Here is a 21,295-nt window from a genome sequence, read left to right as displayed (position 1 = left end):
CCTCAGTATCACATTTCTATCTCACAAACCAGCATAATCCACCTTCTTAAAAAAAATCCGACTAGGGGCGTTTCCATTGAATAAAAAAGAAAAATTAATCCACCTTCATCATTGCCGCGGAGCTGGGTGGAAAGCTATCCAAACAATCATATCCAATGACCCATCCCTTTCTTCCCTTTTCACAACAAAACGCCATGAATGGGCAAAAATGCTCTCCATCCCTACAAATAAGCTCAACCTCTTTCTCAAAGATTTACATTCACTCAATACGATCGATAAGCTTAAACGATATGAAGATAGCCAGATTCATTGTTTGACCATCCTTGATGAGGATTACCCTTTTTTGCTGAGACAGATATTCGATCCTCCGTGGGTTCTTTATTTAAAAGGCGATAAGAAGCTCCTAACGAAGATGAATACGCTAGGTGTTGTCGGAACCCGTAAGCCAACCTCGTATGGACTGGAGGCCTTAAAAACGATTTTATCACCTCTCGTACAGAAAAAATTCGTCATCATCAGTGGAGTAGCGGCTGGAGTCGATGCAGAGGCTCATAAGATCACTTTGGGTGAAGGCGGAGATACGATTGGGGTTTTAGGGGGCGGGCTTATGCAAATATATCCAAAGGCCAATATTCCCTTAGCTGAAGAAATCATCAAAAAAGGATTACTTATATCTGAGACCCTTCCGGAAATGAGAGCGGAACCTTGGATGTTTCCGATTAGGAATCGAATCATCAGTGGATTATCACGGGGAGTATTCGTGGTCGAGGCAAAAGAGAAAAGCGGTTCCCTTATTACGGCACAAGCTGCTTTGGATCATGGCAGGGAGGTATTTGCGCTTCCTGGGAATGTAACAAGCCCAGAATCACAAGGGACCAATCAATTGATTTCTGAAGGAGCCAAACTTGTTTTGAGTTATAAGCAGATTGAGGAAGAATTTTGAGCGGTATAATATAGAAGATAGACGGAAAATCAAACGGAAAAATAGTAAATAAAGGTATATTTTTCAGATGAATGGTTGAAATATGAGACAAAAAGGTTGAAAAAAATGTAAAACTGTTATAAATTTTGCAAATGGCACCTCTTGTCAAAATACTTATAAATAAATTATCAGCATGTCTTGAAAAGTAAAGAGGTGTTGACAAATGATTTTTGAATGATTAATAATAGTGAAGATTTATATTACCTCTTTGAGGAGGATTTATTGGATGTCAGAATACTTAGTGATTGTGGAATCGCCCGCAAAGGCGAAAACGATAGAACGTTACTTGGGAAAAAAATATAAAGTAAAGGCTTCCATGGGACATGTACGCGATTTGCCTAAAAGTCAAATGGGTGTCGATACTGAACATGAATATGAACCTAAATATATAACGATCCGCGGCAAAGGCCCGGTTTTAAAAGAATTGAAAACCGCTGCAAAAAAAGCGAAAAAAATCTATCTCGCAGCTGACCCCGACAGAGAAGGTGAAGCCATTGCCTGGCATTTGGCCCACAGTCTCGACGTCGACATTAATTCAGATTGCCGTGTGGTATTCAATGAGATCACGAAAGAGGCGATCAAAGAATCTTTTAAATCACCGAGACCAATAAATATGAAATTGGTTGATGCACAACAGGCAAGAAGGATCTTGGATCGTTTGGTCGGCTACAATATCAGCCCTCTTTTGTGGAAAAAAGTAAAAAAAGGCTTAAGCGCCGGACGGGTCCAATCGGTTGCTGTCAAGATGATCATTGACCGCGAGAAAGAAATCAAAGATTTTAACCCGGAAGAGTATTGGACAATCAAGGCGGATTTTGTAAAAGGAAAAGAACAGTTTGAAGGTTCCTTTTTCAGCCTGGGTGGCGAGCGGAAAGAATTAAATACGGAAGATGACGTCAAAAAAGTACTCGCTTCTTTAAATGGCGGGGAATTCACTATAGGAGCTGTGGCTAAAAAAGAAAGAAAGCGTAATCCAGCTGCACCTTTTACCACTTCTTCCTTGCAGCAAGAAGCTGCTCGAAAATTGAATTTCCGTGCAAAGAAAACCATGATGCTTGCCCAGCAGCTATATGAAGGAATCGAGCTTGGGAAAGAGGGGACAGTCGGGTTAATCACCTATATGAGAACGGATTCGACCCGGATTTCCGACATTGCGAAACAGGAAGCCCATACCTTCATTCAAAATAGCTATGGTAAAGATTATGTTCAGGTTGAACAGCGCAAAGAGAAAAAACAGACTAATGCTCAGGACGCCCATGAAGCGGTTAGACCAACTAGCACCTTACGTGAACCTGGTGTAGTCAAGGAGTTCTTGTCGAGAGATCAATTCCGTTTATATAAATTGATCTGGGAACGGTTCGTTTCCAGTCAAATGTCTTCGGCGGTCATGGATACAATGAGTATCGACCTTCATAACGGGGATGTCATTTTCAGGGCCAATGGTTCTAAAGTTAAATTTCCTGGTTTCATGAAGGTGTATGTTGAAGGATCCGATGACTCAGTGGAAGAAAAGGAAAATGCTCTTCCGGATGTAAAAAAAGGTGATCAATTATTTTCTAAAGATGTCGAGCCGAAACAGCATTTCACACAGCCTCCGCCCCGCTATACGGAAGCACGTCTAGTCAAAACCATGGAGGAACTGGGCATAGGTCGGCCTTCTACATATGCTCCTACTTTGGATACGATTCAAAAACGAGGCTATGTAACCTTGGATAATAAACGATTTATCCCTACAGAGCTTGGTGAGATTGTTCTTGAATTGATACGTGAATTTTTCCCGGATATTATTGATGCAGAGTTCACTGCTAAGATGGAACAGGAATTTGATAGCGTCGAAGAAGGCAGCATCGAATGGATTAAGGTCATCGATGAATTTTATAAAGAATTTGCGGTTCATTTGGCTAAAGCCGAAGTCGAGATGGAGAAAATTGAAATCAAAGATGAGCCTGCAGGGGAAGATTGCACAGAATGCGGACATGAGATGGTCTTTAAGATGGGGCGATATGGAAAATTTATGGCATGCAGTAATTTCCCGGATTGCCGTAACACAAAACCAATCGTTAAAGAAATCGGTGTGAAATGTCCGAAATGTAAAGAAGGAAACATCATTGAAAGGAAAAGTAAAAAACGCCGCCTATTTTACGGGTGTGATACCTACCCTGGATGTGACTTTATTTCTTGGGACAAACCCCTGCCACGGAGCTGTCCAAAATGTGAAGGTACACTTGTTGAGAAAAAACTCAAAAAAGGTGTGCAAGTCCAGTGTATGGAATGTGATTTTAAAGAAACGCCTCAAGCATAGAAAAGATCGGAAAATCGTTACTTTCCTAATATGCAATTGTAAAACTCTAAAGATAAAGAAACTCGGCAGATGCCGAGTTTCTTTATGTTCAGGGAAGTATGATATCATGATAACATGTGGATTTACTTCTAAGAAAAAAAAGGATAATGCTTGAAACTTTTTTATTTAAGTCAAGTGATGTAAAATTCAGTGGACAAGTGTATTCTATTAAAGTTATAATTCCTCTTTGTGTCCGTTATCCTTTATAGGAAAGACGTGGTGCAGGAAGAGGCCGGATTTGTGGCATATGTTTTATAATTATCGTTAGCAGGAATGGGCATTTTGGGTATAAATACATAGATATCGTTAAAAATGAAACTTTTGTGAATGCAATTTTAATGATAAAAGATCCTGTCTTATCATATCTATACATGGAGGTTCAAAAAATGAAAGAAACAAAAGTAAGTGTAATCGGTGCTGGGCTAGCTGGAAGTGAAGCGGCATGGCAGTTAGCTAAAAGAGGAATTAAAGTCGATCTATATGAAATGCGTCCGGTAAAACAAACGCCAGCCCATCATACCGATAAATTCGCTGAACTTGTTTGTTCCAATTCACTTCGGGCTAATACATTAACAAATGCTGTTGGTGTATTAAAAGAAGAAATGCGAATTCTGGATTCCGTCATCATGTCCTCAGCAGATGCTTGTGCTGTGCCAGCCGGAGGTGCGTTAGCTGTCGATCGACATGAATTCGCCGGTCTCGTAACGGAAAGGGTTAAAAATCATCCCAATGTAACAGTGATTAATGAAGAAGTGACGGAAATTCCCGATGGTCCTACGATCATTGCAACAGGTCCGCTTACAAGTCAGTCTCTCTCTGACAGCTTAAAGCAAATCATGGATGAAGAATACTTATATTTCTATGATGCTGCCGCTCCAATTCTTGAAAAAGACAGCATCAACATGGATAAGGTATATTTAAAATCCCGTTATGATAAAGGGGAAGCGGCTTATTTGAACTGTCCGATGACGGAGGAGGAGTTTGACCGCTTTTATGAAGCATTGATTGCAGCTGAAACAGTCCCACTTAAGGAATTTGAAAAAGAAATCTTTTTTGAAGGATGTATGCCAATTGAAGTGATGGCATCTCGTGGAAAGAAAACGATGTTATTTGGTCCATTGAAGCCTGTTGGCTTAGAAGATCCGAAAACGGGAAAACGTCCTTTCGCTGTTGTTCAATTGCGTCAAGATGATGCAGCGGGAACCCTTTACAACATTGTTGGTTTTCAGACACATTTAAAATGGGGACCGCAAAAAGAAGTATTGCAGCTCATACCGGGATTGGAAAATGCGGAAATCGTTCGTTATGGAGTTATGCATCGCAATACTTTCATAAACTCTCCTAACGTTCTGAAGCCAACGTACCAATTCAAAAATCGTGATGATTTATTCTTTGCAGGTCAGATGACTGGTGTTGAAGGGTATGTTGAATCAGCGGCATCTGGACTTGTGGCGGGGATCAATGCTGCAAGGATCGTCCAAGGACTGGAGCCTACCGTTTTCCCTGCGGAGACGACAATGGGCAGCATGGCAAGGTACATAACGTCGACAAACGGAAAGAGCTTTCAGCCGATGAATGCCAACTTTGGACTGCTTCCAGACCTAGAAGTGAGGATCAAATCCAAAAAAGAACGGAACGAAACGCATGCTAAACGCGCTTTGGACACAATTCAGAACTTTGTGAAAAATTTGTAAAATATTTGCCTGTAGTTTTAAAGTATGATACTATTTATAAGCCTTTGCGAGGTGTTTCCATGATTAATCAAAAAAAGGCATTATCATCCTTCATTGAATATTTACAAATTGAAAAAAACAGTTCACATTACACCATTGAAAATTACAGACGTGATATTCTTGAATTTTTCCTGTTCCTAAATGAGCAGGGAATTACCGACATCACGTCAGTTGAATATTTTGATGTCCGGTTGTTTTTAACGAATTTATATGAGAAAAAACTTTCTAAGCGCACGGTAGCAAGAAAGACTTCTTGCTTGCGGAGCTTTTATAAATTTTTACTACGTGAAGGTGATGTGAAGGATAATCCTTTTTCTCTTGTTTCTTTACCTAAAAAGGATCAAAGACTGCCACGTTTTCTTTATGAGAAGGAAATGCAACAGCTATTTTCTTCGATAAAGAAAGATTCACCGATAGGAATAAGGGACAATGCATTACTGGAATTACTGTATGCTACAGGCATTCGCGTAAGTGAATGTTGTGAGATTAAACTGCAGGATATCGATCTTTCCTTAGGTACAGTACTGGTCCATGGAAAAGGGAAAAAAGATCGCTACGTTCCGGTTGGTGGATATGCTCAAGAAGCGATAGATTTATACATACGTACAGCCAGGATGGAAATGACTTCGTCTGACGCCAAGGCGCATGTTTATTTATTTGTTAACTTTCGTGGAGACCCTCTGACACCTAGGGGAGTTCGCTATATATTGAATGAATTGATTAAAAAGTCAGCCGCAGATGGAAGTCTTCATCCCCATATGCTACGGCATTCCTTTGCCACACACCTATTGAATAATGGGGCGGACATTCGTACGGTTCAGGAATTGCTTGGTCATTCTAAAATTTCATCAACGCAAGTGTATACGCATGTTACAAAAGACCAATTAAAAAAAGTCTACAATGCAACACATCCGCGGGCTTAAATGTTGAAAGGGGACACTTTATGACAACGATATTTGCAGTGCATCATAAAGGTGAATGTGCCATGTCCGGTGATGGGCAGGTTACTTTAGGAAATTCAGTAGTGATGAAGCATACAGCAAGGAAAGTAAGAAAGATCTTTAATGGTAATGTCCTTGCAGGTTTTGCAGGTTCAGTTGCAGACGCATTCACATTATTTGAGATGTTTGAAGCTAAACTTGAAGAGTATAATGGCAATCTTCAGCGCGCTGCCGTCGAAATGGCAAAGCAATGGAGAAGTGACAATGTACTTAGAAAGCTGGAAGCCATGTTAGTCGTCATGGATAAGAACCATTTGCTGCTCGTTTCTGGTACCGGGGAAGTAATTGAACCGGATGACGGGATTCTAGCCATAGGATCAGGCGGAAATTATGCACTGGCTGCGGGCAGGGCGTTAATGCGATTTTCCAGTGAGCATTTATCTGCAAAGGAAATCGCCCAATCATCTTTACAAATTGCAGCGGAAATTTGTGTATTTACGAATACGAATATAATCGTGGAAGAGTTGTAAGGAGGAGCGCAAATGTCAAATAAAGCTAATTTAACACCGAGGCAAATCGTTGAAAAACTGGATCAATATATCGTAGGGCAGCGTGAGGCAAAGCGGGCAGTGGCGGTGGCTCTTCGGAATCGCTACCGACGTTCCCTTCTCTCGGATCAACTTCGTGATGAAGTCGTTCCGAAAAACATATTAATGATTGGACCGACAGGCGTTGGGAAAACAGAAATAGCTCGGAGAATGGCTAAATTGGTAGGTGCTCCTTTTATAAAAGTTGAAGCAACGAAATTTACGGAAGTTGGATATGTCGGCCGGGATGTAGAGTCCATGGTTCGTGATTTGGTAGAGACATCCGTCCGCCTCGTGAAGGAAGAAAAGATGGCAAGCGTAAAAGAACGGGCAGAAGAAAATGCAAATCGCCGTTTAATAGAGCTATTAGTCCCATCAACAAAAAAACAGAGTAATTTCAAAAATCCTCTTGAAGTCTTTTTTGGAGGCAGTAACAATCAAGATGAACAGGATTCGGAAGATAATTCCGAAGATTTAAGTTTGCAGGAAAAAAGAAAAATTGTCGCTGAAAAGCTGGCTAATGGCGAATTAGAAAGTGAAATGATAACGGTCGAAGTGGAAGAACAGGCTGCTTCGATGTTTGATATGCTCCAAGGTTCGGGAATGGAACAAATGGGGATGAATATGCAGGACGCTTTAGGAAGCTTGATGCCGAAGAAAAGCAAGAAGCGCAAATTGAAAGTTAGTGAAGCGAGAATTGTTTTAACAAATGAAGAAGCTTCGAAATTGATTGATATGGATGAAGTCACTTCAGATGCTGTTTATGGAGCAGAGCAAAATGGGATTATCTTCATCGATGAAATCGACAAAATTGCCAGCAAGCAATCTGGAAGTTCATCAGCGGATGTTTCAAGAGAAGGCGTTCAAAGGGATATCCTCCCGATCGTCGAAGGTTCAACTGTCGTGACTAAATATGGGTCAGTCAAAACGGATCATGTCCTCTTCATTGCGGCAGGGGCCTTCCATATGGCTAAGCCATCCGATCTTATCCCTGAGTTACAAGGTAGATTCCCTATCCGTGTAGAATTGAACAAACTGACTGTTGATGACTTTGTGCGGATTCTTCATGAGCCTGATAATGCTTTGTTAAAACAATATGTAGCTTTATTGGAAACCGAAGGTATAGAAATTGAATTTTCTGACGATGCTGTTCGTAAGATAGCTGAAGTGGCCTTCGAAGTAAATCAAAACACAGACAATATTGGTGCAAGAAGACTTCATACCATTTTAGAACGGCTGCTTGAAGACCTGTCGTTTGAAGCTCCGGAAATTACGATGGAGAAGATTACAATTACACCCCAATATGTCGAAGGCAAGCTAGGTTCTATCGCCCGGAACAAAGATTTAAGCCAGTTTATCCTTTAAGATTCAGAAAAATGGTATTAATTTGACAATGCAATGAACATAAAATTACGGAAATACAACTTCATAGTTATGTGAACCATGGTATTTTTAGGAGGAACAAATCAAATGAACTTATTAGCAAAAACAAGAAAAATCAATGCAATGCTCCAAAAAGCAGCAGGTAAAGCAGTCAATTTCAAAGAAATGGCTGAAAGCTTAAGTGATGTTATCGAAGCGAATGTATTTGTAGTCAGCCGCCGCGGGAAATTATTGGGCATAGCTGTAAGTCAGCAAATCGAAAATGAACGCATGTACAAAATGTTGGAGGATAAACAATTCCCTGAAGTGTACACAAAAAACTTATTTAATATTCCTGAAACTTCTTCCAATCTTGATATCGAAAGTGAATACACGGCTTTCCCAGTTGAAAACAAAGAACTTTTCGCATCGGGATTGACTACGATCGTACCGATTATGGGTGGAGGAGAACGTTTAGGAACATTGGTCCTTGCTCGATTACAGGAAAAATTTCACGATGACGATTTAATTTTAGCTGAGTATGGTGCTACTGTAGTCGGTATGGAGATCCTACGTGAAAAATCAGAAGAGATTGAAGAAGAAGCGCGTAGTAAAGCTGTCGTTCAAATGGCAATTTCCTCGTTATCATACAGCGAATTGGAAGCCATTGAGCATATCTTTGAAGAGCTTAAAGGTAATGAAGGTCTACTAGTTGCATCAAAAATAGCGGACCGTGTAGGCATCACTCGTTCCGTAATCGTTAATGCACTTAGGAAACTAGAAAGTGCAGGAGTCATTGAGTCACGCTCTCTTGGAATGAAAGGTACTTATATCAAAGTATTGAATGATAAATTCCTACTTGAATTAGAGAAGCTTAAAAATAATTAAAAAACAAAAAGGTTTCGGATTGATCTTAATCCGAAACCTTTTTGTTTTTTTTATTGGATTTGAAGCAGTTATATAGAATAGTGACCGTTCCGAGGTCATTACTTAGGCCATTTTTGGTAGTTTGGCGCACTGTCATTCACACGTGTGAAAAGAAAGCATTCTTATCACCTCGAGTTTTAATACTTTCATTTGTAAAACAAAAAAAACTGTAGGCAAAAGGAGTTCTATCTAACGGTTAAAATAAAGTTGATGGAACGGAAGGTACGAGACTCCTGCTGGAATACCCGTCCCAGGGAGACCCCGCATACGCAAAGACCGCGCGCGGAAAGAAAGTTCCCTAAGTTCCAATCAACATTCGAATTTCTAAAGTCTGAGGCAGACCTTGAAAAAGGGCTGCCTTTTTTGTTTTTTAAGCCAACTATGACTAACAAGTTAAGAGATTTATAAAAATATGTAAGTTAGAAAAAATGGACAATTCATTTTGATCTGATATGGAACATGAAAATAAGCGTGGTTTCTATATCGGAAGGAAAATAAAGTGAAAAAATGAGAGTAATTATACTATTATAACTATTGTAATGATGAAAAATGATAACTTCTGGAACTTTATGTTTTTTGTGTGAATTTTTCAATGTTTCCATTGATAATGGATCAGATTTCTGTAAATCTTGTTGTTAGGAAAAATTTGCTGAAATTGTCGAATGGATTCATTACCTCGAAAATTTCTCTTTTTTTCAAAAAAAGAAAATCAGTTTTCATCGCTTATTTTTTTAAATATCCTTTATATGAAAAGGCTAAAACTGAGTAAATGGAAAAAAATACTTAAAATTAAATTCGGAATTTAGTTCTAAAGTATCAGGTACATGGATATGTTTTTCGATATGATAAATAAGCTAATGGAAGTAAAATATGGGTAAAATGTAGAATACCCTATTAAAATGTAATATAACGTAATTTTAATCATTGAATAATACTAAAAAAATCGTCAAAATTAATCAATTAATGACATTTTTCGACTATAATAGGTCTAAAGTCTATGTGTGGTTTATAGACATAGTCATTATGTTTCATTAAAATTAAAGAATAAATGGTTTGGGTAAATTTATTTGTGGAGGAACCATCTGTTAATTATAGAAAGAGGTGATCGATATGGAGTTATTTTCAAATACTTTTCAATCACTAGAAAATGGACTTAATTATTCGACTACAAAACAAAGAGTCATTTCACAGAACATAGCAAATTCAGATACGCCTAACTATAAGGCAAAAGAAGTCGACAAAACACAATCTTTTAAAGCGGAGCTGAAATCTTCCGTAGAGTCATATCGTACCGATGAAAGACATTTTAACTTCAAATCAGAGGGAAGTCATTCCTCTCACATCGTGACAAAGAAAAATGTTCAATATAACAATAACGGAAACAGTGTGGATGTTGATAAGGAAATGACGGATCTTGCTGCCAATCAAATTTATTTTAATGCAGTTTCTGACAGGCTTTCAGGTAAGTTTCAATCATTGGAGAATGTAATTAGAGGAGGTAAGTGATGGGGATTTTCCAAAGTATGAATATGACCGGATCTAGCCTGACGAGTCAAAGGTTAAGGATGGATGTTATCTCTGCAAATATGGCCAACGCTGACACGACGAGGGCTGAATATGATGCCAAAACGAAATCATGGAAGCCATACTCTAGAAAAGCAGTCGTGCTGCAAAGTAAGGAACAGGGTTTTTCAAGCTTCTTAAACACAGCATCCGGAAAAACGAGCGGTGTAGGGAATGGAGTGAAGGTGTCGGGAATAATAAAAGACAAAACACCTTTTGAACTGGATTATAATCCCCAACACCCAGATGCCAATGAAGATGGATATGTTGAAATGCCAAATGTCGACCCACTTAGGGAAATGGTCGATTTAATGAGTGTCACTCGATCATACGAAGCCAATGTGACAGTTTTAAATGCATCAAAGGGAATGATGATGAAAGCATTGGAAATCGGCAAATAAAAATGTGAAAGGAGATTGTTGATATGGAGGGGATTTCTCTTTCGGCAGTGAGCAATGGAGTTAATGTACTGAAAAAAAATCAGAGTAACACAATTACACCATACGAAGCACAGCAAAATTTTGCGTCCGTATTAAAAGAGTCATTGAATAAAGTTAATAAAACACAGGTGGCATCTGATGATCTGACAACCAAGCTTGTGAATGGGGATGATGTTGAGCTGCATTCGGTGATGATAGCTTCACAAAAAGCCAGTGTTACCATGCAGGCTACATTAGAGGTTCGGAATAAGGTGGTAGAAGCCTACCAAGAAATGATGAGAATGAGTATATAGCATTCATTTTTAAAACCTCAAAAAATAGAAATGACCAGGGGGAAAATGAATCTCCCACTCATAAATTCATAGACTGACCGGGGGATTTAAATGAATGATGTACTAATGAATATGAAAAATAAAATAACTGCATTCTGGACGAGCCGTAGTAAAAAACAAAAAATCATGATGATTGCTTCAGCAGCAGTGATGATCATCATCATTACGGCTGTTTCCATTTTAACCACGCGTACGGCGCTGGTGCCCTTATATTCCAATTTAACTCCATCGGAGACGGGGAGTGTTAAGGAAAATTTAGACAGTCAAGGTATTAAGAATGAAATTTCTGAAAACGGTACGACGATAAAGGTTCCTGAAGAGAGTGTGGATACACTTAAAGTGGAACTGGCAGCTGAAGGCATCCCTGAATCGGGTAATATTGATTATTCTTTTTTTAGTCAAAGTGCTGGTATCGGAATGACTGAAAATGAATTCAATGTCATTAAATTGGACTCCATGCAAACGGAGCTTGCCAGTTTAATAAAAAAGATTGATGGAGTTGAAGATGCCAGTGTGATGATCACTCTTCCTGATAAAGGAGTGTTTGTTAGTGATGCAGCTGAGGAAGCGTCAGCATCCATTGTATTGACAACGAAACCTGGTTATAAATTTGAAGAAAGCCAAATCAATTCACTTTATCATCTTGTCTCAAAAAGTGTTCCGAACTTGCCTACAGATAATATCGTCATTATGAACCAAGACTTTGAGTATTTTGATCTAGAAAATGAAAATTCTTCTTTCGCGTCCGCATTTGCTACTCAAAATGAAATTAAAAAAGAAATAGAACGCGATATTCAAAGACAAGTACAAAATATGCTTGGAACGATTATGGGCAGAGATAAAGTGGTTGTTTCTGTCACGACAGACATCGATTTCACTCAAGAGAACCGGGAAGAGAATTTAGTTGAGCCCGTTGATAAAGAAAATATGGCTGGAATTGAGATTTCTGCGCAAAGGATCAATGAAACGTATAGTGGGGATGCAGCTGGTGCAGGAGGCATTCCGCAAAGCGAGGACTCTTCTGATTCATTGGGATCTAATTACGTTGAAGGCACAACCGGATCCGGTGATTATGAAAAAGTGGATGAAACGATAAATAGCGAAGTGAACCGAATCAAGAAGGAAATAGTGGAAAGTCCATATAAAGTTAAAGATTTGGATATACAGGTCATGGTTGAACCGCCTACAGCAGATGATCCAAATTCTTTATCTCAACAGAGTGTGGATGATATTACACAAATCCTTGGTACGATAATACGCACGACAATCGAGAAAAAAGCCGCAGGGGAAGAACTTACGGACGAAGAGCTTACTAATAAAATAGCTATTTCGGTTCAACCGTTTAACGGAAAAATGACGCTGCCAAAAGATGATGCTCGTTCTTCGTTACCAATTTGGGTATACATTGTCGGTGGAGTGCTTTTACTAATCATTATCATTCTCTTATTCTTATTCTTACGTTCCAAAAAGCAATCTGATATGGAAGAGGAGTACGTGATTGAAGAAGAAGAAGAAGTCATATTCGATGTACCGGATTTAAACAAAGAGAAGGAAACAGAAGCATCTTTAAAAAGAAAACAACTAGAAAAATTGGCAAAAGAAAAACCAGATGAATTTGCAAAATTATTAAGAAGCTGGATAGCAGAAGACTAGGAGGCTGTGCAAGTGACAGACAGAAAAAAAAAGGCCGGATTGACTGGCAAACAGAAAGCTGCCATCCTCCTTATTTCCTTAGGCCCGGATGTTTCTGCATCCGTATATAAGCACCTCTCTGAAGAGGAAATTGAGAGATTGACCCTTGAAATTTCAGGAGTTAGAAAAGTGGATTCGCATGATAAAGAAGAAATCCTAGAAGAATTCCATAATATTGCTTTAGCTCAGGATTATATCTCGCAGGGGGGGATAGGATACGCTAAGCAAGTCCTTGAAAAGGCATTAGGGTCCGACCAGGCGACGGCCATCATTAATCGTTTAACATCGTCCTTACAGGTTCGCCCATTCGACTTTGCACGAAAGGCAGATCCAGGACAGATCTTGAATTTCATCCAGAACGAACATCCGCAGACGATTGCATTAATCTTGTCCTATCTGGATCCTGCACAGGCTGGACAAATATTGTCTGAACTTCCGCAAGAGGTGCAGGCGGATATTGCAAGAAGGATTGCTTTAATGGATAGTACGTCGCCGGAAATCATCAATGAAGTGGAGCAAATACTAGAAAGGAAACTTTCTGCGACTGTGACACAAGATTATACACAGACTGGTGGAGTAGAAGCGGTTGTAGATGTATTGAATGGAGTAGACCGGTCGACGGAACGAACGATTTTGGATGCACTCGAAATCCAGGACCCTGATCTTGCTGAGGAAATCAAGAAACGGATGTTTGTGTTTGAGGATATTGTGACACTTGATGGCAGAGCGATTCAGCGTGTAGTCAGGGAATCTGAAAACGAGGATCTCAAACTTTCCCTTAAAGTGGCAAGTGATGAGGTGAAGGAAATCGTTTTCCAAAACATGTCGAAACGTATGGTTGAAACGTTCCAGGAAGAAATGGAATATATGGGGCCTGTACGTTTACGTGACGTAGAAGAAGCACAATCCAGAATCGTCGCTGTTATCCGTCGTCTGGAAGAAACTGGAGATATTGTGATTGCCCGCGGTGGAGGGGATGATATCATTGTCTAGGATTATAAAATCCCAGCAGGCACAACACGAGAAAAGTAAAAAGATAGCGATTAAAGTTCGGCAGTTTGACTTTATTCAAAATGCGGATGAGGGGAAACCCCTTCACCATTTTCAATCTGATGATATTCTGAACGATGCTAAACAGGAAGCTGAAGTTTTATTACTTGATGCTAAACAAAAAGCCCAAGCAATTGCTGCAGAAATCCAGCAAGATCGAGAAAATTGGAAAAATCAAGAAAAGGTTTTATATATCGAACAAGCTCAAAAAGAAGGGTATCAGCAAGGAGTGGAGGATGGCATCCAGAAGGGCTATAACAAAATTGCAGGAGATATCGCTTTTGCAAAAGAAGTGGTAGAGTCCGCAAAAAAAGATTATCGGCAGCATATCGAATCATCTGAAATCGTTATTTTGAATCTTGCTGTTAAAGTGGCAGAAAAAATTATCGGGCAACAGCTTGATAAAGATGAAGGATCTTTTTTATCCATCGTCAAAAAAGCCATCAAAGAGGTAAGGGATCACAGGGAAGTGCAAGTGCACATTCACCCGGTTCAATATCAATCTATTCTTTCCCATAGGGAAGAGTTAATTTCCATCTTTCCAAAGGATACAGAGTTGTATATCTTTCCAGACGATGAACTTGAAGAAGACAGCTGTATTATCGAATCCGAAACAGGAAAGATAGATGCCAGTGTCGATAGTCAGCTACATGAAATAAAAGTGAAACTTACTGAACTGCTGGAAGGGGATAAAGATGAAAGCTAGTGACCTCTTGCCATTAATTGATGAAGTCGATCCATTCAAAAATTATGGACGGGTAAAACGTGTGGTAGGTTTAATGATAGAATCTCAAGGCCCTGAAAGCTCTGTAGGCGACATTTGTTATATCTATACTGGTATACAAAAAAAGAAAAATCGAATATTGGCAGAAGTTGTCGGTTTTCGGGATGAAATTGTTATTTTAATGCCATTTACCGCAGTCAGTGATATTGCACAGGGGTGTATCGTTGAAGGAAGCGGACGAAGCCTTGAGATAAAGGTAGGCAGTGGGTTGATTGGCAAGGTAGTCGATCCAATGGGTCATCCTCTTGATGATTCCCTGCTTCCGAAAGGCCTCGCTACCGTTCCGGTGGATCAAGACCCGCCAAATCCGATGAAACGACCTCCCATTAATGAACCGATAGATGTAGGAGTACGGGTGATTGATAGTTTATTGACAGTTGGAAAAGGTCAGCGTGTAGGCATCTTTGCAGGGAGCGGTGTGGGGAAAAGTACGTTGCTTGGTATGGTGGCAAGGAATACGACGGCTGACTTAAACGTTATCGGCCTTGTTGGAGAACGTGGCCGTGAAGTTCGGGAATTCATTGAGAGGGACCTTGGACCAGAAGGGCTAGCACGATCAATCGTTGTTGTAGCGACGTCTGATCAGCCAGCACTTATGCGGATAAAAGGTGCTTTAACGGCAACGGCCATCGCCGAATATTTTCGTGATAAGGGATTGAATGTAATGCTGATGATGGACTCGGTCACAAGGGTTGCGATGGCCCAGAGGGAAATTGGGCTTGCTATCGGTGAACCCCCGACGACCAAAGGATATACGCCATCCGTATTCGCCATCCTGCCAAGGTTACTGGAAAGAACGGGAACAAATCAACTTGGTACCATTACAGCTTTTTATACGGTTCTTGTCGACGGAGATGATATGAATGAGCCCATCGCTGATGCAGTAAGGGGAATATTGGATGGTCACTTCATACTGGACCGAAATCTAGCAAATAAAGGACAGTTTCCAGCTCTCAATGTATTAAAGAGTATAAGCCGTGTCATGAATAACATAGTTGAGAACAAGCATAAAAAATCTGCGGAAAAATTGAGAGCGAGTTTATCAACCTATATGGAGTCGGAAGATTTAATTAATATAGGAGCTTATAAAAGGGGATCTTCAAAGCAAATTGATACCTCCATTACGCGTTATCCGGAAATCATTTCATTTTTAAAGCAAGGAACGCATGAGAAATCTCCCAAAAATGATAGTATTAATGCCCTTGTCGAATTGATGGAGAAAGGTGATTAGTTAATAGTTATGATTTATCAATATAAATTCGAGAAGATCCTGACCATCAAAGAAAAAGAAAAAAGCGATGCACTGGCTAAATATAATGCTGCTTTAAAAAGGTTTGAAGAAGTGGCAGAGAAATTATATAAGCTCTTAAAGAAAAAAGAAGAGTTGCTTGAATTTCAGCAGGAAAAACTGCGAAATGGATTATCCGTCCAGGAAATTCGACATCATCAGCTATTTATGGACAACCTGGAAAAACTCTTAAGCCATTGTCAGCAGGATGTCATTGAAGCACGATACAAGATGAATGTTCAACGGGATATAGTAATGGAAAGAAATATTGAGGTTAAAAAGTACGAGAAAATGAAAGAAAATGATTTTCTTAAATTCCTTGAAGTCATAAAGGAAGCTGAGAATAAACAAATGGATGAAATATCAATCCGGCAATTCTTAAGCAAAGGCGTTAGGTGATGGAATGCGTAAAAAAAGTGAATCTAATGGATTGGAAGAATTGGAGGAAAGCAAGATAAGTAAGTTTCAATGGTTTCTTGTTATCTTCATTCCTTTAATTTTTGCTGTAGTGGTAGTGCTAATCGTTTTCACGGTTGCAGGGGTCAATATAGGGGAGAAGGTGAAAGAGATATCTGCAAAAATCCCCTTCATTGAATCGAATGAAAAGGGCGAAGAAAAAGGAAACCCAGCCAAGAGTGATGAGAAACTTTCATTGAAGCTGGAAAAATTGGAAATGGAGATTGAAAACAAGGAAAAAGAGATAGACAAGCTCGAGAGCATCATTGATACACGTGACAAGGTCATAGAAAAGGCAGAATTAGAAAAACAGCAGCTTCAAACAGACATGAATCAACTTAAGAATAGTCAGAATGGTAATAAACAGGCGTTTAAAGAAATAATCCGTACATATGAAACCATGGCTCCTAAGAAATCTGCACCTATCCTTACAGAAATGAATGATGATGACGCAATGGAGATTCTCTCAAGTATGAAGGCAGGCACTTTAGCGAAGGTATTGGAGCAAATGACAACGGCAGATGCTGCAAGGTTAACGAAGAAACTGACGGAACAAAGTTCTCAAGAGGAAAGATGAAGGATGTGAATAATATGAATTCAGCTATTAATTCTTTACTCCCCTTGGCATCAGTAAGTCAAAAGGCATCAATAAAGCCTAACCAGCAAACGAATCCCGGGTTTGGTTCATTCCTTCAATCTTTAGGGGCAGAACCATCCATTCAATCGAATGCAGAATCCCCTGACGTCACTGAAGCGAGATTGTCTGCTTTAAGGGATTTGCTTGGATTTTTGAAACTTGATACGTTAAGTGATCCAGACGAAGAGAGTGTTGTTGATGATACTTCAGTAAACAACCAAGAAGAAGTTAGCAACCTTTTACAGGTACTAAAAAAAGTAACCGGCAATGATGAAGGGGCGCTAACGGAATTCTTTGAGAGCATAGAGGAAACGGATTTGGAAAAAGAACAAGATGACTTGAGCCTAAGTTCACAAAGTTTGTTATCAGCCAATGTCATGGAACTGTATACCATCCTAAAAAAAGTGTCTGTGTTAAGAGAGGAAGAGTGGAAGCAACTTCCAACAGCTGGTGTGGTAAACCTTTTGAAACTGGTGAAAATTCAAGATCTTCTCTCGGAGAATCAGGATTTGAAACAAGATGAAGCGGCCATCCAGAAACAAATGAAAAATCTGCTTGAAGGGATAACGGGAAAACTGGAAAAATGGCTGTCCAATCAGCAAAAAACAAATTCAGATCCTGACAATTCCAGCAATTTGGAAAAAGGGCAGAATAAACCAATCGAAACATTGAAAAGCGTCTTCTCACAATTATCTGGAAGTGCCAAGGTAAGTAAAGCTGGAAGAATCCCAAACGTTGTCACTTTGAAAACAGTTGATAGTGGTAACTTTCAAGGTTCTGGTATGCCTTTTCACATGACAAAGCTGGAACAATTCGTCTTGACAGCACCATCCATTGGGGAGAAAAATGTGAGCCAAGAAGAGTTTATTAAACAATTTGAAAATATTCTAAGTAAGGCGAATTTCAGCGGAATGAACGGTGTAAATAAACTGTTGATCAGATTGAATCCAGAACATCTAGGGTCACTTAGAATCGAGTTGATTCAAAAGGATGGTATGTTGTCAGCTAAGATTATGGCTACTACAGCACAGGCAAAAGATATGATGGAAAAACAGATTCACGGCTTAAAACATGCCTTTAGCGGTCAAAATATCCAAATCGAAAAAATTGAAATTTCACAGGCGTACAATGCTTTTACCTCTGAGAAATTCAACCACAAAGATGAGGAAGAACAACCTAATCAACATGAGAGTAAGGAAGAAAGCCATGATGAGACAGAAAGTGAATTTATAGGCTCCCTTGCTGAAGCTTTGTTAAATCTGGAAGTGTAGGTGAAAAAGTGACGACCATCGATACATCACTCTTATTATCAAACTATCAAAATGGTAATAGAAATACTGGGGATTCATTGGGAAAAGATGATTTCTTGAAATTATTGCTTACCCAGCTTCAAAACCAAGATCCGTCAAGCCCTATGGACAATACAGAATTCATCGCTCAAATGGCCACTTTTTCTTCTCTGGAACAGATGATGAATATGGGAGTCCAACTTGAAAAAATAATCGGGAACAATCAACAAAATAGTTTAATGAACTATAACACTTTTGTCGGTAAGGAAGTCACTTGGCATAAATTAAATGAAGGTGATGATGATCTTGCGATAGAAGAAGGGACAGGCGTCGTGAAATCCATTCAATATAAGGGTGATAGTGTTTATTTTATCTTAGAAGATGGCACAAAACTTGAGCCAGCGAACATTTCGGCCATGGAGCAGCGAAGTACCGCATCCAATAGCTTAACGGAGGCTAGTGAGCTAATAGGCAAGCGTGTTTCTTGGAAGGATGAAAAAAATGGGGAGTCATCTGCAGTCGTTATCTCTGTTTCCATGAATAATGGCAAACTGCAAATTGAAGTGGATGATGAAAGCAACACCAAGCTATCATCAGATCAATTGACTAAAATCGCTGGAGCTTAAGAGGGCGGAATATGAAACTTGGTTTTCGAGCGAATTCCGCTCAGATGATGTCTTGAACAAGCTTGCCCTTGCGGCAAAGACAGTTGATTCAACAAGGGTTTCAATCGCATTTGATCAATAGTAAACATGCTAAAAATGCGGTTGATTGAAAGCACGAAAAACAACGTCATCAGTCATGGACAGGGATGAAGCATCGTCTTGAATTTTCACCAACATTAATTGGATTAATAGGCTGGACCCAGTATGGGAAGCCATGACTGTGAAAGGACAGGAGCAGTCGATATATGAAAGGGGAGCTTTTACATGCTTCGTTCGATGTATTCAGGAATAAGCGGATTAAAAAACTTACAAACAAAATTGGATGTTATCGGTAATAATGTCGCCAATGTCAATACTTACGGTTTCAAAAAAAGCCGGGTGACATTCAGCGATGCGATGAACCAAACCGTATCTGGTGCAAGTGCAGCAACAGCCAATAAAGGTGGAACTAACTCTAAACAAATTGGATTGGGTTCGACGATTGCTACAATCGATACCATCCATTCGCAATCAAGCTTGCAAACTACCGGTCGCGATCTTGACTTAGGAATATCCGGGGATGGTTATTTCATCGTCAAGCAAGGCGATGCACTTTCCTATACACGAGCAGGAAACTTCTATCTGGATGATAATGGTACGCTTGTCAACTCGAATGGTCTGAAAGTACAAGCCTACAAGGTTGATGAAAACGGAAAACGATCAAAAACGATCGGTGACGTTGCTGTTAATGTCAATGCGATTTTACCTGCTGTAACAACGACTAAAATATCAGTAAGTGAAAACCTTGCTGCTGATGCCATTGATGGTTCAGTATTTAGCCAGCAAATAAAAGTCGTTGACGATAAGGGGAAAGAACAGACGGCAACTATCTACTTCCAAAAAACAGGTGATAATAAATGGGAGCTTTTTGATGAAGAACCTGCTGCTTTGGGGGATGCTTCTGCAACTAAACCAAAACCGTTCACTTCAGTGAGTTTCGATGCAAATGGTCAGATAGTGGCTGCGGATAAAAATAAGGCAAACCAAACCCTTAGCATTACAAGCGGCAAAGAGGACGACACGAATACAGCAGTTGATGAAAGCATTCAAAAAGTTAAATTGGATTTTGATTTCTCAAAACTCACTCAAGTAAAAGGGTCTACGACTGCTCTGGTCAATCCGAATGGCAATAAGGAAGGGAAACTCGAGAGTTTTAATATTGGTTCATCGGGAGAAATAAATGGCGTGTATTCCAACGGGCTCATCACAACATTAGGCCAACTGGCCGTTGCCAAGTTTTCCAATTCATCCGGCTTGACGAAAACAGGTGGTAATACTTTTCAGGAATCAATCAATTCAGGGACTGCAAACATCAATATCGCAGGTGAGGGTCGCGGAATGATTGCATCAGGCTCATTGGAAATGTCCAATGTGGATTTATCTGAAGAATTTACCGAAATGATCGTTGCGCAACGTGGTTTTCAGTCGAATTCCCGGATTATCACGACATCGGATGAAATCTTACAAGAACTGGTTAACTTAAAACGATAAGTTAAGGGGGGGAGGAGCCAGTTGCTTTTTGCTCTGGCTCCCAAATATCATTATCAAAGTCACAAGACTCAATGGAAAATGCTTTCATATCAATGCATTGTACATAGATACAGTCGAATCATTGCCTGATACGACCATTACTTTTACAAATGGCAAGAAAATCGTGGTGCTTGAGAAGGAAGAGGAAATGGTTGAAGCTATTATACAATTTTATCGTACCGTGAATATTCTCGGATTTCGCAATGATGTGGAGGAAAGAACATGAAAAAGAAATTAATGACAATTATGATGATTATGCTTGTGGCGATAACACTTGTTGGTGTCATAGCGGTCGTGGTTGTGACAAAGTTATCTGACCCCACATCTGCCGAAGGTAAACCGAGCATTGACGAAATTGTCAAATCATCCGTTGAAATTCCTGAAATTACAACGAATCTGGCCGGCAATGATTATATTAAAATCTCATTTATGGTCCAAACAGAAAATAAGAAAGCTAAAGAAGAGTTGGAAAAAAGAAGCTTTCAGATGAAAAATATCATTATTACGGAACTATCCGAAATGAAAGCAGAAGAGTTAACGGGTAAAAAGGGCAAGGAAAAACTACAAGATGCATTAAAGACTAGAATGAATGAATTAATGGAAGAAGGAAAAGTTGAAAAGGTTTATATAACCTCCTCGATTCTTCAATAAGAACAT

The 21,295-nt window shown here is 39.6% G+C and carries 21 protein-coding genes; all 21 read left to right on the top strand.

The features are described from left to right. Positions 1–76: 76 nt before the first annotated feature. The 21 genes from dprA (at position 77) to fliL (ending at position 21,289) form a co-directional block, all read left to right on the top strand. Positions 77–943, top strand: a complete 867-nt coding sequence (gene dprA / locus LQ203_RS11300) for a DNA-processing protein DprA (protein ID WP_230158113.1) — start codon at positions 77–79, stop codon at positions 941–943. Between the two features lie 265 nt (positions 944–1,208). Further along, positions 1,209–3,284: a type I DNA topoisomerase gene (gene topA / locus LQ203_RS11295; RefSeq protein ID WP_230158112.1), complete on the top strand. Its 2,076-nt coding sequence runs from the start codon at positions 1,209–1,211 to the stop codon at positions 3,282–3,284. A gap of 425 nt (positions 3,285–3,709) precedes the next feature. After that, entirely contained in the window at positions 3,710–5,017 is a 1,308-nt protein-coding gene (trmFO, locus tag LQ203_RS11290) for an FADH(2)-oxidizing methylenetetrahydrofolate--tRNA-(uracil(54)-C(5))-methyltransferase TrmFO (protein WP_230158111.1), read from the top strand. Between the two features lie 59 nt (positions 5,018–5,076). After that, entirely contained in the window at positions 5,077–5,979 is a 903-nt protein-coding gene (xerC, locus tag LQ203_RS11285; protein ID WP_230158110.1) for a tyrosine recombinase XerC, read from the top strand. A gap of 20 nt (positions 5,980–5,999) precedes the next feature. After that, positions 6,000–6,527 carry an HslVU peptidase proteolytic subunit gene (hslV, locus tag LQ203_RS11280; RefSeq protein WP_230158109.1) on the top strand — a complete coding sequence of 176 codons (528 nt, stop codon included), beginning with the start codon at positions 6,000–6,002 and terminating at the stop codon, positions 6,525–6,527. 12 nt (positions 6,528–6,539) lie between these two features. Further along, positions 6,540–7,949: an HslU--HslV peptidase ATPase subunit gene (hslU, locus tag LQ203_RS11275; RefSeq protein WP_230158108.1), complete on the top strand. Its 1,410-nt coding sequence runs from the start codon at positions 6,540–6,542 to the stop codon at positions 7,947–7,949. A gap of 105 nt (positions 7,950–8,054) precedes the next feature. Then, positions 8,055–8,834, top strand: a complete 780-nt coding sequence (codY, locus tag LQ203_RS11270) for a GTP-sensing pleiotropic transcriptional regulator CodY (protein ID WP_230158107.1) — start codon at positions 8,055–8,057, stop codon at positions 8,832–8,834. A gap of 1,149 nt (positions 8,835–9,983) precedes the next feature. Further along, positions 9,984–10,379: a flagellar basal body rod protein FlgB gene (flgB, locus tag LQ203_RS11265; RefSeq protein WP_230158105.1), complete on the top strand. Its 396-nt coding sequence runs from the start codon at positions 9,984–9,986 to the stop codon at positions 10,377–10,379. Beyond that, entirely contained in the window at positions 10,379–10,837 is a 459-nt protein-coding gene (gene flgC, locus LQ203_RS11260) for a flagellar basal body rod protein FlgC (RefSeq protein WP_230158103.1), read from the top strand. The genes flgB and flgC overlap by 1 nt, the downstream gene beginning before the upstream one ends. A gap of 23 nt (positions 10,838–10,860) precedes the next feature. Further along, a complete protein-coding gene (gene fliE, locus LQ203_RS11255) occupies positions 10,861–11,169 on the top strand; it encodes a flagellar hook-basal body complex protein FliE (protein ID WP_230158102.1) in 309 nt (102 codons plus the stop codon). A 90-nt stretch (positions 11,170–11,259) separates the two neighbouring features. Next, positions 11,260–12,861 (top strand): flagellar basal-body MS-ring/collar protein FliF, encoded by a 1,602-nt coding sequence (fliF, locus tag LQ203_RS11250; RefSeq protein WP_230158100.1) that lies wholly within the window; start codon positions 11,260–11,262, stop codon positions 12,859–12,861. 12 nt (positions 12,862–12,873) lie between these two features. Next, positions 12,874–13,893, top strand: coding sequence for a flagellar motor switch protein FliG (gene fliG / locus LQ203_RS11245; RefSeq protein WP_230158098.1), 1,020 nt, complete (start codon positions 12,874–12,876; stop codon positions 13,891–13,893). After that, positions 13,886–14,656: a flagellar assembly protein FliH gene (fliH, locus tag LQ203_RS11240; RefSeq protein WP_230158096.1), complete on the top strand. Its 771-nt coding sequence runs from the start codon at positions 13,886–13,888 to the stop codon at positions 14,654–14,656. The genes fliG and fliH overlap by 8 nt, the downstream gene beginning before the upstream one ends. After that, positions 14,646–15,965, top strand: coding sequence for a flagellar protein export ATPase FliI (fliI, locus tag LQ203_RS11235; RefSeq protein ID WP_230158094.1), 1,320 nt, complete (start codon positions 14,646–14,648; stop codon positions 15,963–15,965). The genes fliH and fliI overlap by 11 nt, the downstream gene beginning before the upstream one ends. 9 nt (positions 15,966–15,974) lie before the next feature. Next, a complete protein-coding gene (gene fliJ / locus LQ203_RS11230) occupies positions 15,975–16,421 on the top strand; it encodes a flagellar export protein FliJ (protein WP_230158093.1) in 447 nt (148 codons plus the stop codon). A 4-nt stretch (positions 16,422–16,425) separates the two neighbouring features. Then, complete coding sequence (locus LQ203_RS11225) at positions 16,426–17,055, top strand: hypothetical protein (RefSeq protein WP_230158091.1); 630 nt, start codon at positions 16,426–16,428, stop codon at positions 17,053–17,055. Between the two features lie 14 nt (positions 17,056–17,069). Next, positions 17,070–18,386 carry a flagellar hook-length control protein FliK gene (locus tag LQ203_RS11220; protein ID WP_230158089.1) on the top strand — a complete coding sequence of 439 codons (1,317 nt, stop codon included), beginning with the start codon at positions 17,070–17,072 and terminating at the stop codon, positions 18,384–18,386. An 8-nt stretch (positions 18,387–18,394) separates the two neighbouring features. Next, positions 18,395–19,030: a flagellar hook assembly protein FlgD gene (gene flgD, locus LQ203_RS11215; protein WP_230158087.1), complete on the top strand. Its 636-nt coding sequence runs from the start codon at positions 18,395–18,397 to the stop codon at positions 19,028–19,030. A 303-nt stretch (positions 19,031–19,333) separates the two neighbouring features. Next, complete coding sequence (locus LQ203_RS11210; protein WP_230158085.1) at positions 19,334–20,599, top strand: flagellar hook protein FlgE; 1,266 nt, start codon at positions 19,334–19,336, stop codon at positions 20,597–20,599. Positions 20,600–20,648: 49 nt separating this feature from the next. Beyond that, positions 20,649–20,864 (top strand): flagellar FlbD family protein, encoded by a 216-nt coding sequence (locus tag LQ203_RS11205; RefSeq protein ID WP_230158272.1) that lies wholly within the window; start codon positions 20,649–20,651, stop codon positions 20,862–20,864. Next, positions 20,861–21,289, top strand: coding sequence for a flagellar basal body-associated protein FliL (fliL, locus tag LQ203_RS11200; RefSeq protein ID WP_230158083.1), 429 nt, complete (start codon positions 20,861–20,863; stop codon positions 21,287–21,289). Before LQ203_RS11205 ends, fliL begins: the two co-directional genes overlap by 4 nt. Positions 21,290–21,295 lie beyond the last annotated feature (6 nt).

Source organism: Peribacillus sp. Bi96, from assembly GCF_918698115.1.
Taxonomy (GTDB): domain Bacteria; phylum Bacillota; class Bacilli; order Bacillales; family DSM-1321; genus Peribacillus.
Note: the sequence above shows the minus strand (reverse complement) of the source record. Positions and strands in the feature narration are given on the sequence as shown.

Coding starts and splice junctions, on each gene's coding strand:
- LQ203_RS11225 (WP_230158091.1), top strand. CDS start 16,426: ATGCGTAAAAAAAGTGAATCTAATGGATTGGAAGAATTGGAGGAAAGC.
- topA (WP_230158112.1), top strand. CDS start 1,209: ATGTCAGAATACTTAGTGATTGTGGAATCGCCCGCAAAGGCGAAAACG.
- codY (WP_230158107.1), top strand. CDS start 8,055: ATGAACTTATTAGCAAAAACAAGAAAAATCAATGCAATGCTCCAAAAA.
- hslU (WP_230158108.1), top strand. CDS start 6,540: ATGTCAAATAAAGCTAATTTAACACCGAGGCAAATCGTTGAAAAACTG.
- fliL (WP_230158083.1), top strand. CDS start 20,861: ATGAAAAAGAAATTAATGACAATTATGATGATTATGCTTGTGGCGATA.
- flgB (WP_230158105.1), top strand. CDS start 9,984: ATGGAGTTATTTTCAAATACTTTTCAATCACTAGAAAATGGACTTAAT.
- fliF (WP_230158100.1), top strand. CDS start 11,260: ATGAATGATGTACTAATGAATATGAAAAATAAAATAACTGCATTCTGG.
- fliE (WP_230158102.1), top strand. CDS start 10,861: ATGGAGGGGATTTCTCTTTCGGCAGTGAGCAATGGAGTTAATGTACTG.
- xerC (WP_230158110.1), top strand. CDS start 5,077: ATGATTAATCAAAAAAAGGCATTATCATCCTTCATTGAATATTTACAA.
- LQ203_RS11210 (WP_230158085.1), top strand. CDS start 19,334: ATGCTTCGTTCGATGTATTCAGGAATAAGCGGATTAAAAAACTTACAA.
- fliI (WP_230158094.1), top strand. CDS start 14,646: ATGAAAGCTAGTGACCTCTTGCCATTAATTGATGAAGTCGATCCATTC.
- flgC (WP_230158103.1), top strand. CDS start 10,379: ATGGGGATTTTCCAAAGTATGAATATGACCGGATCTAGCCTGACGAGT.
- trmFO (WP_230158111.1), top strand. CDS start 3,710: ATGAAAGAAACAAAAGTAAGTGTAATCGGTGCTGGGCTAGCTGGAAGT.
- fliJ (WP_230158093.1), top strand. CDS start 15,975: ATGATTTATCAATATAAATTCGAGAAGATCCTGACCATCAAAGAAAAA.
- hslV (WP_230158109.1), top strand. CDS start 6,000: ATGACAACGATATTTGCAGTGCATCATAAAGGTGAATGTGCCATGTCC.
- LQ203_RS11220 (WP_230158089.1), top strand. CDS start 17,070: ATGAATTCAGCTATTAATTCTTTACTCCCCTTGGCATCAGTAAGTCAA.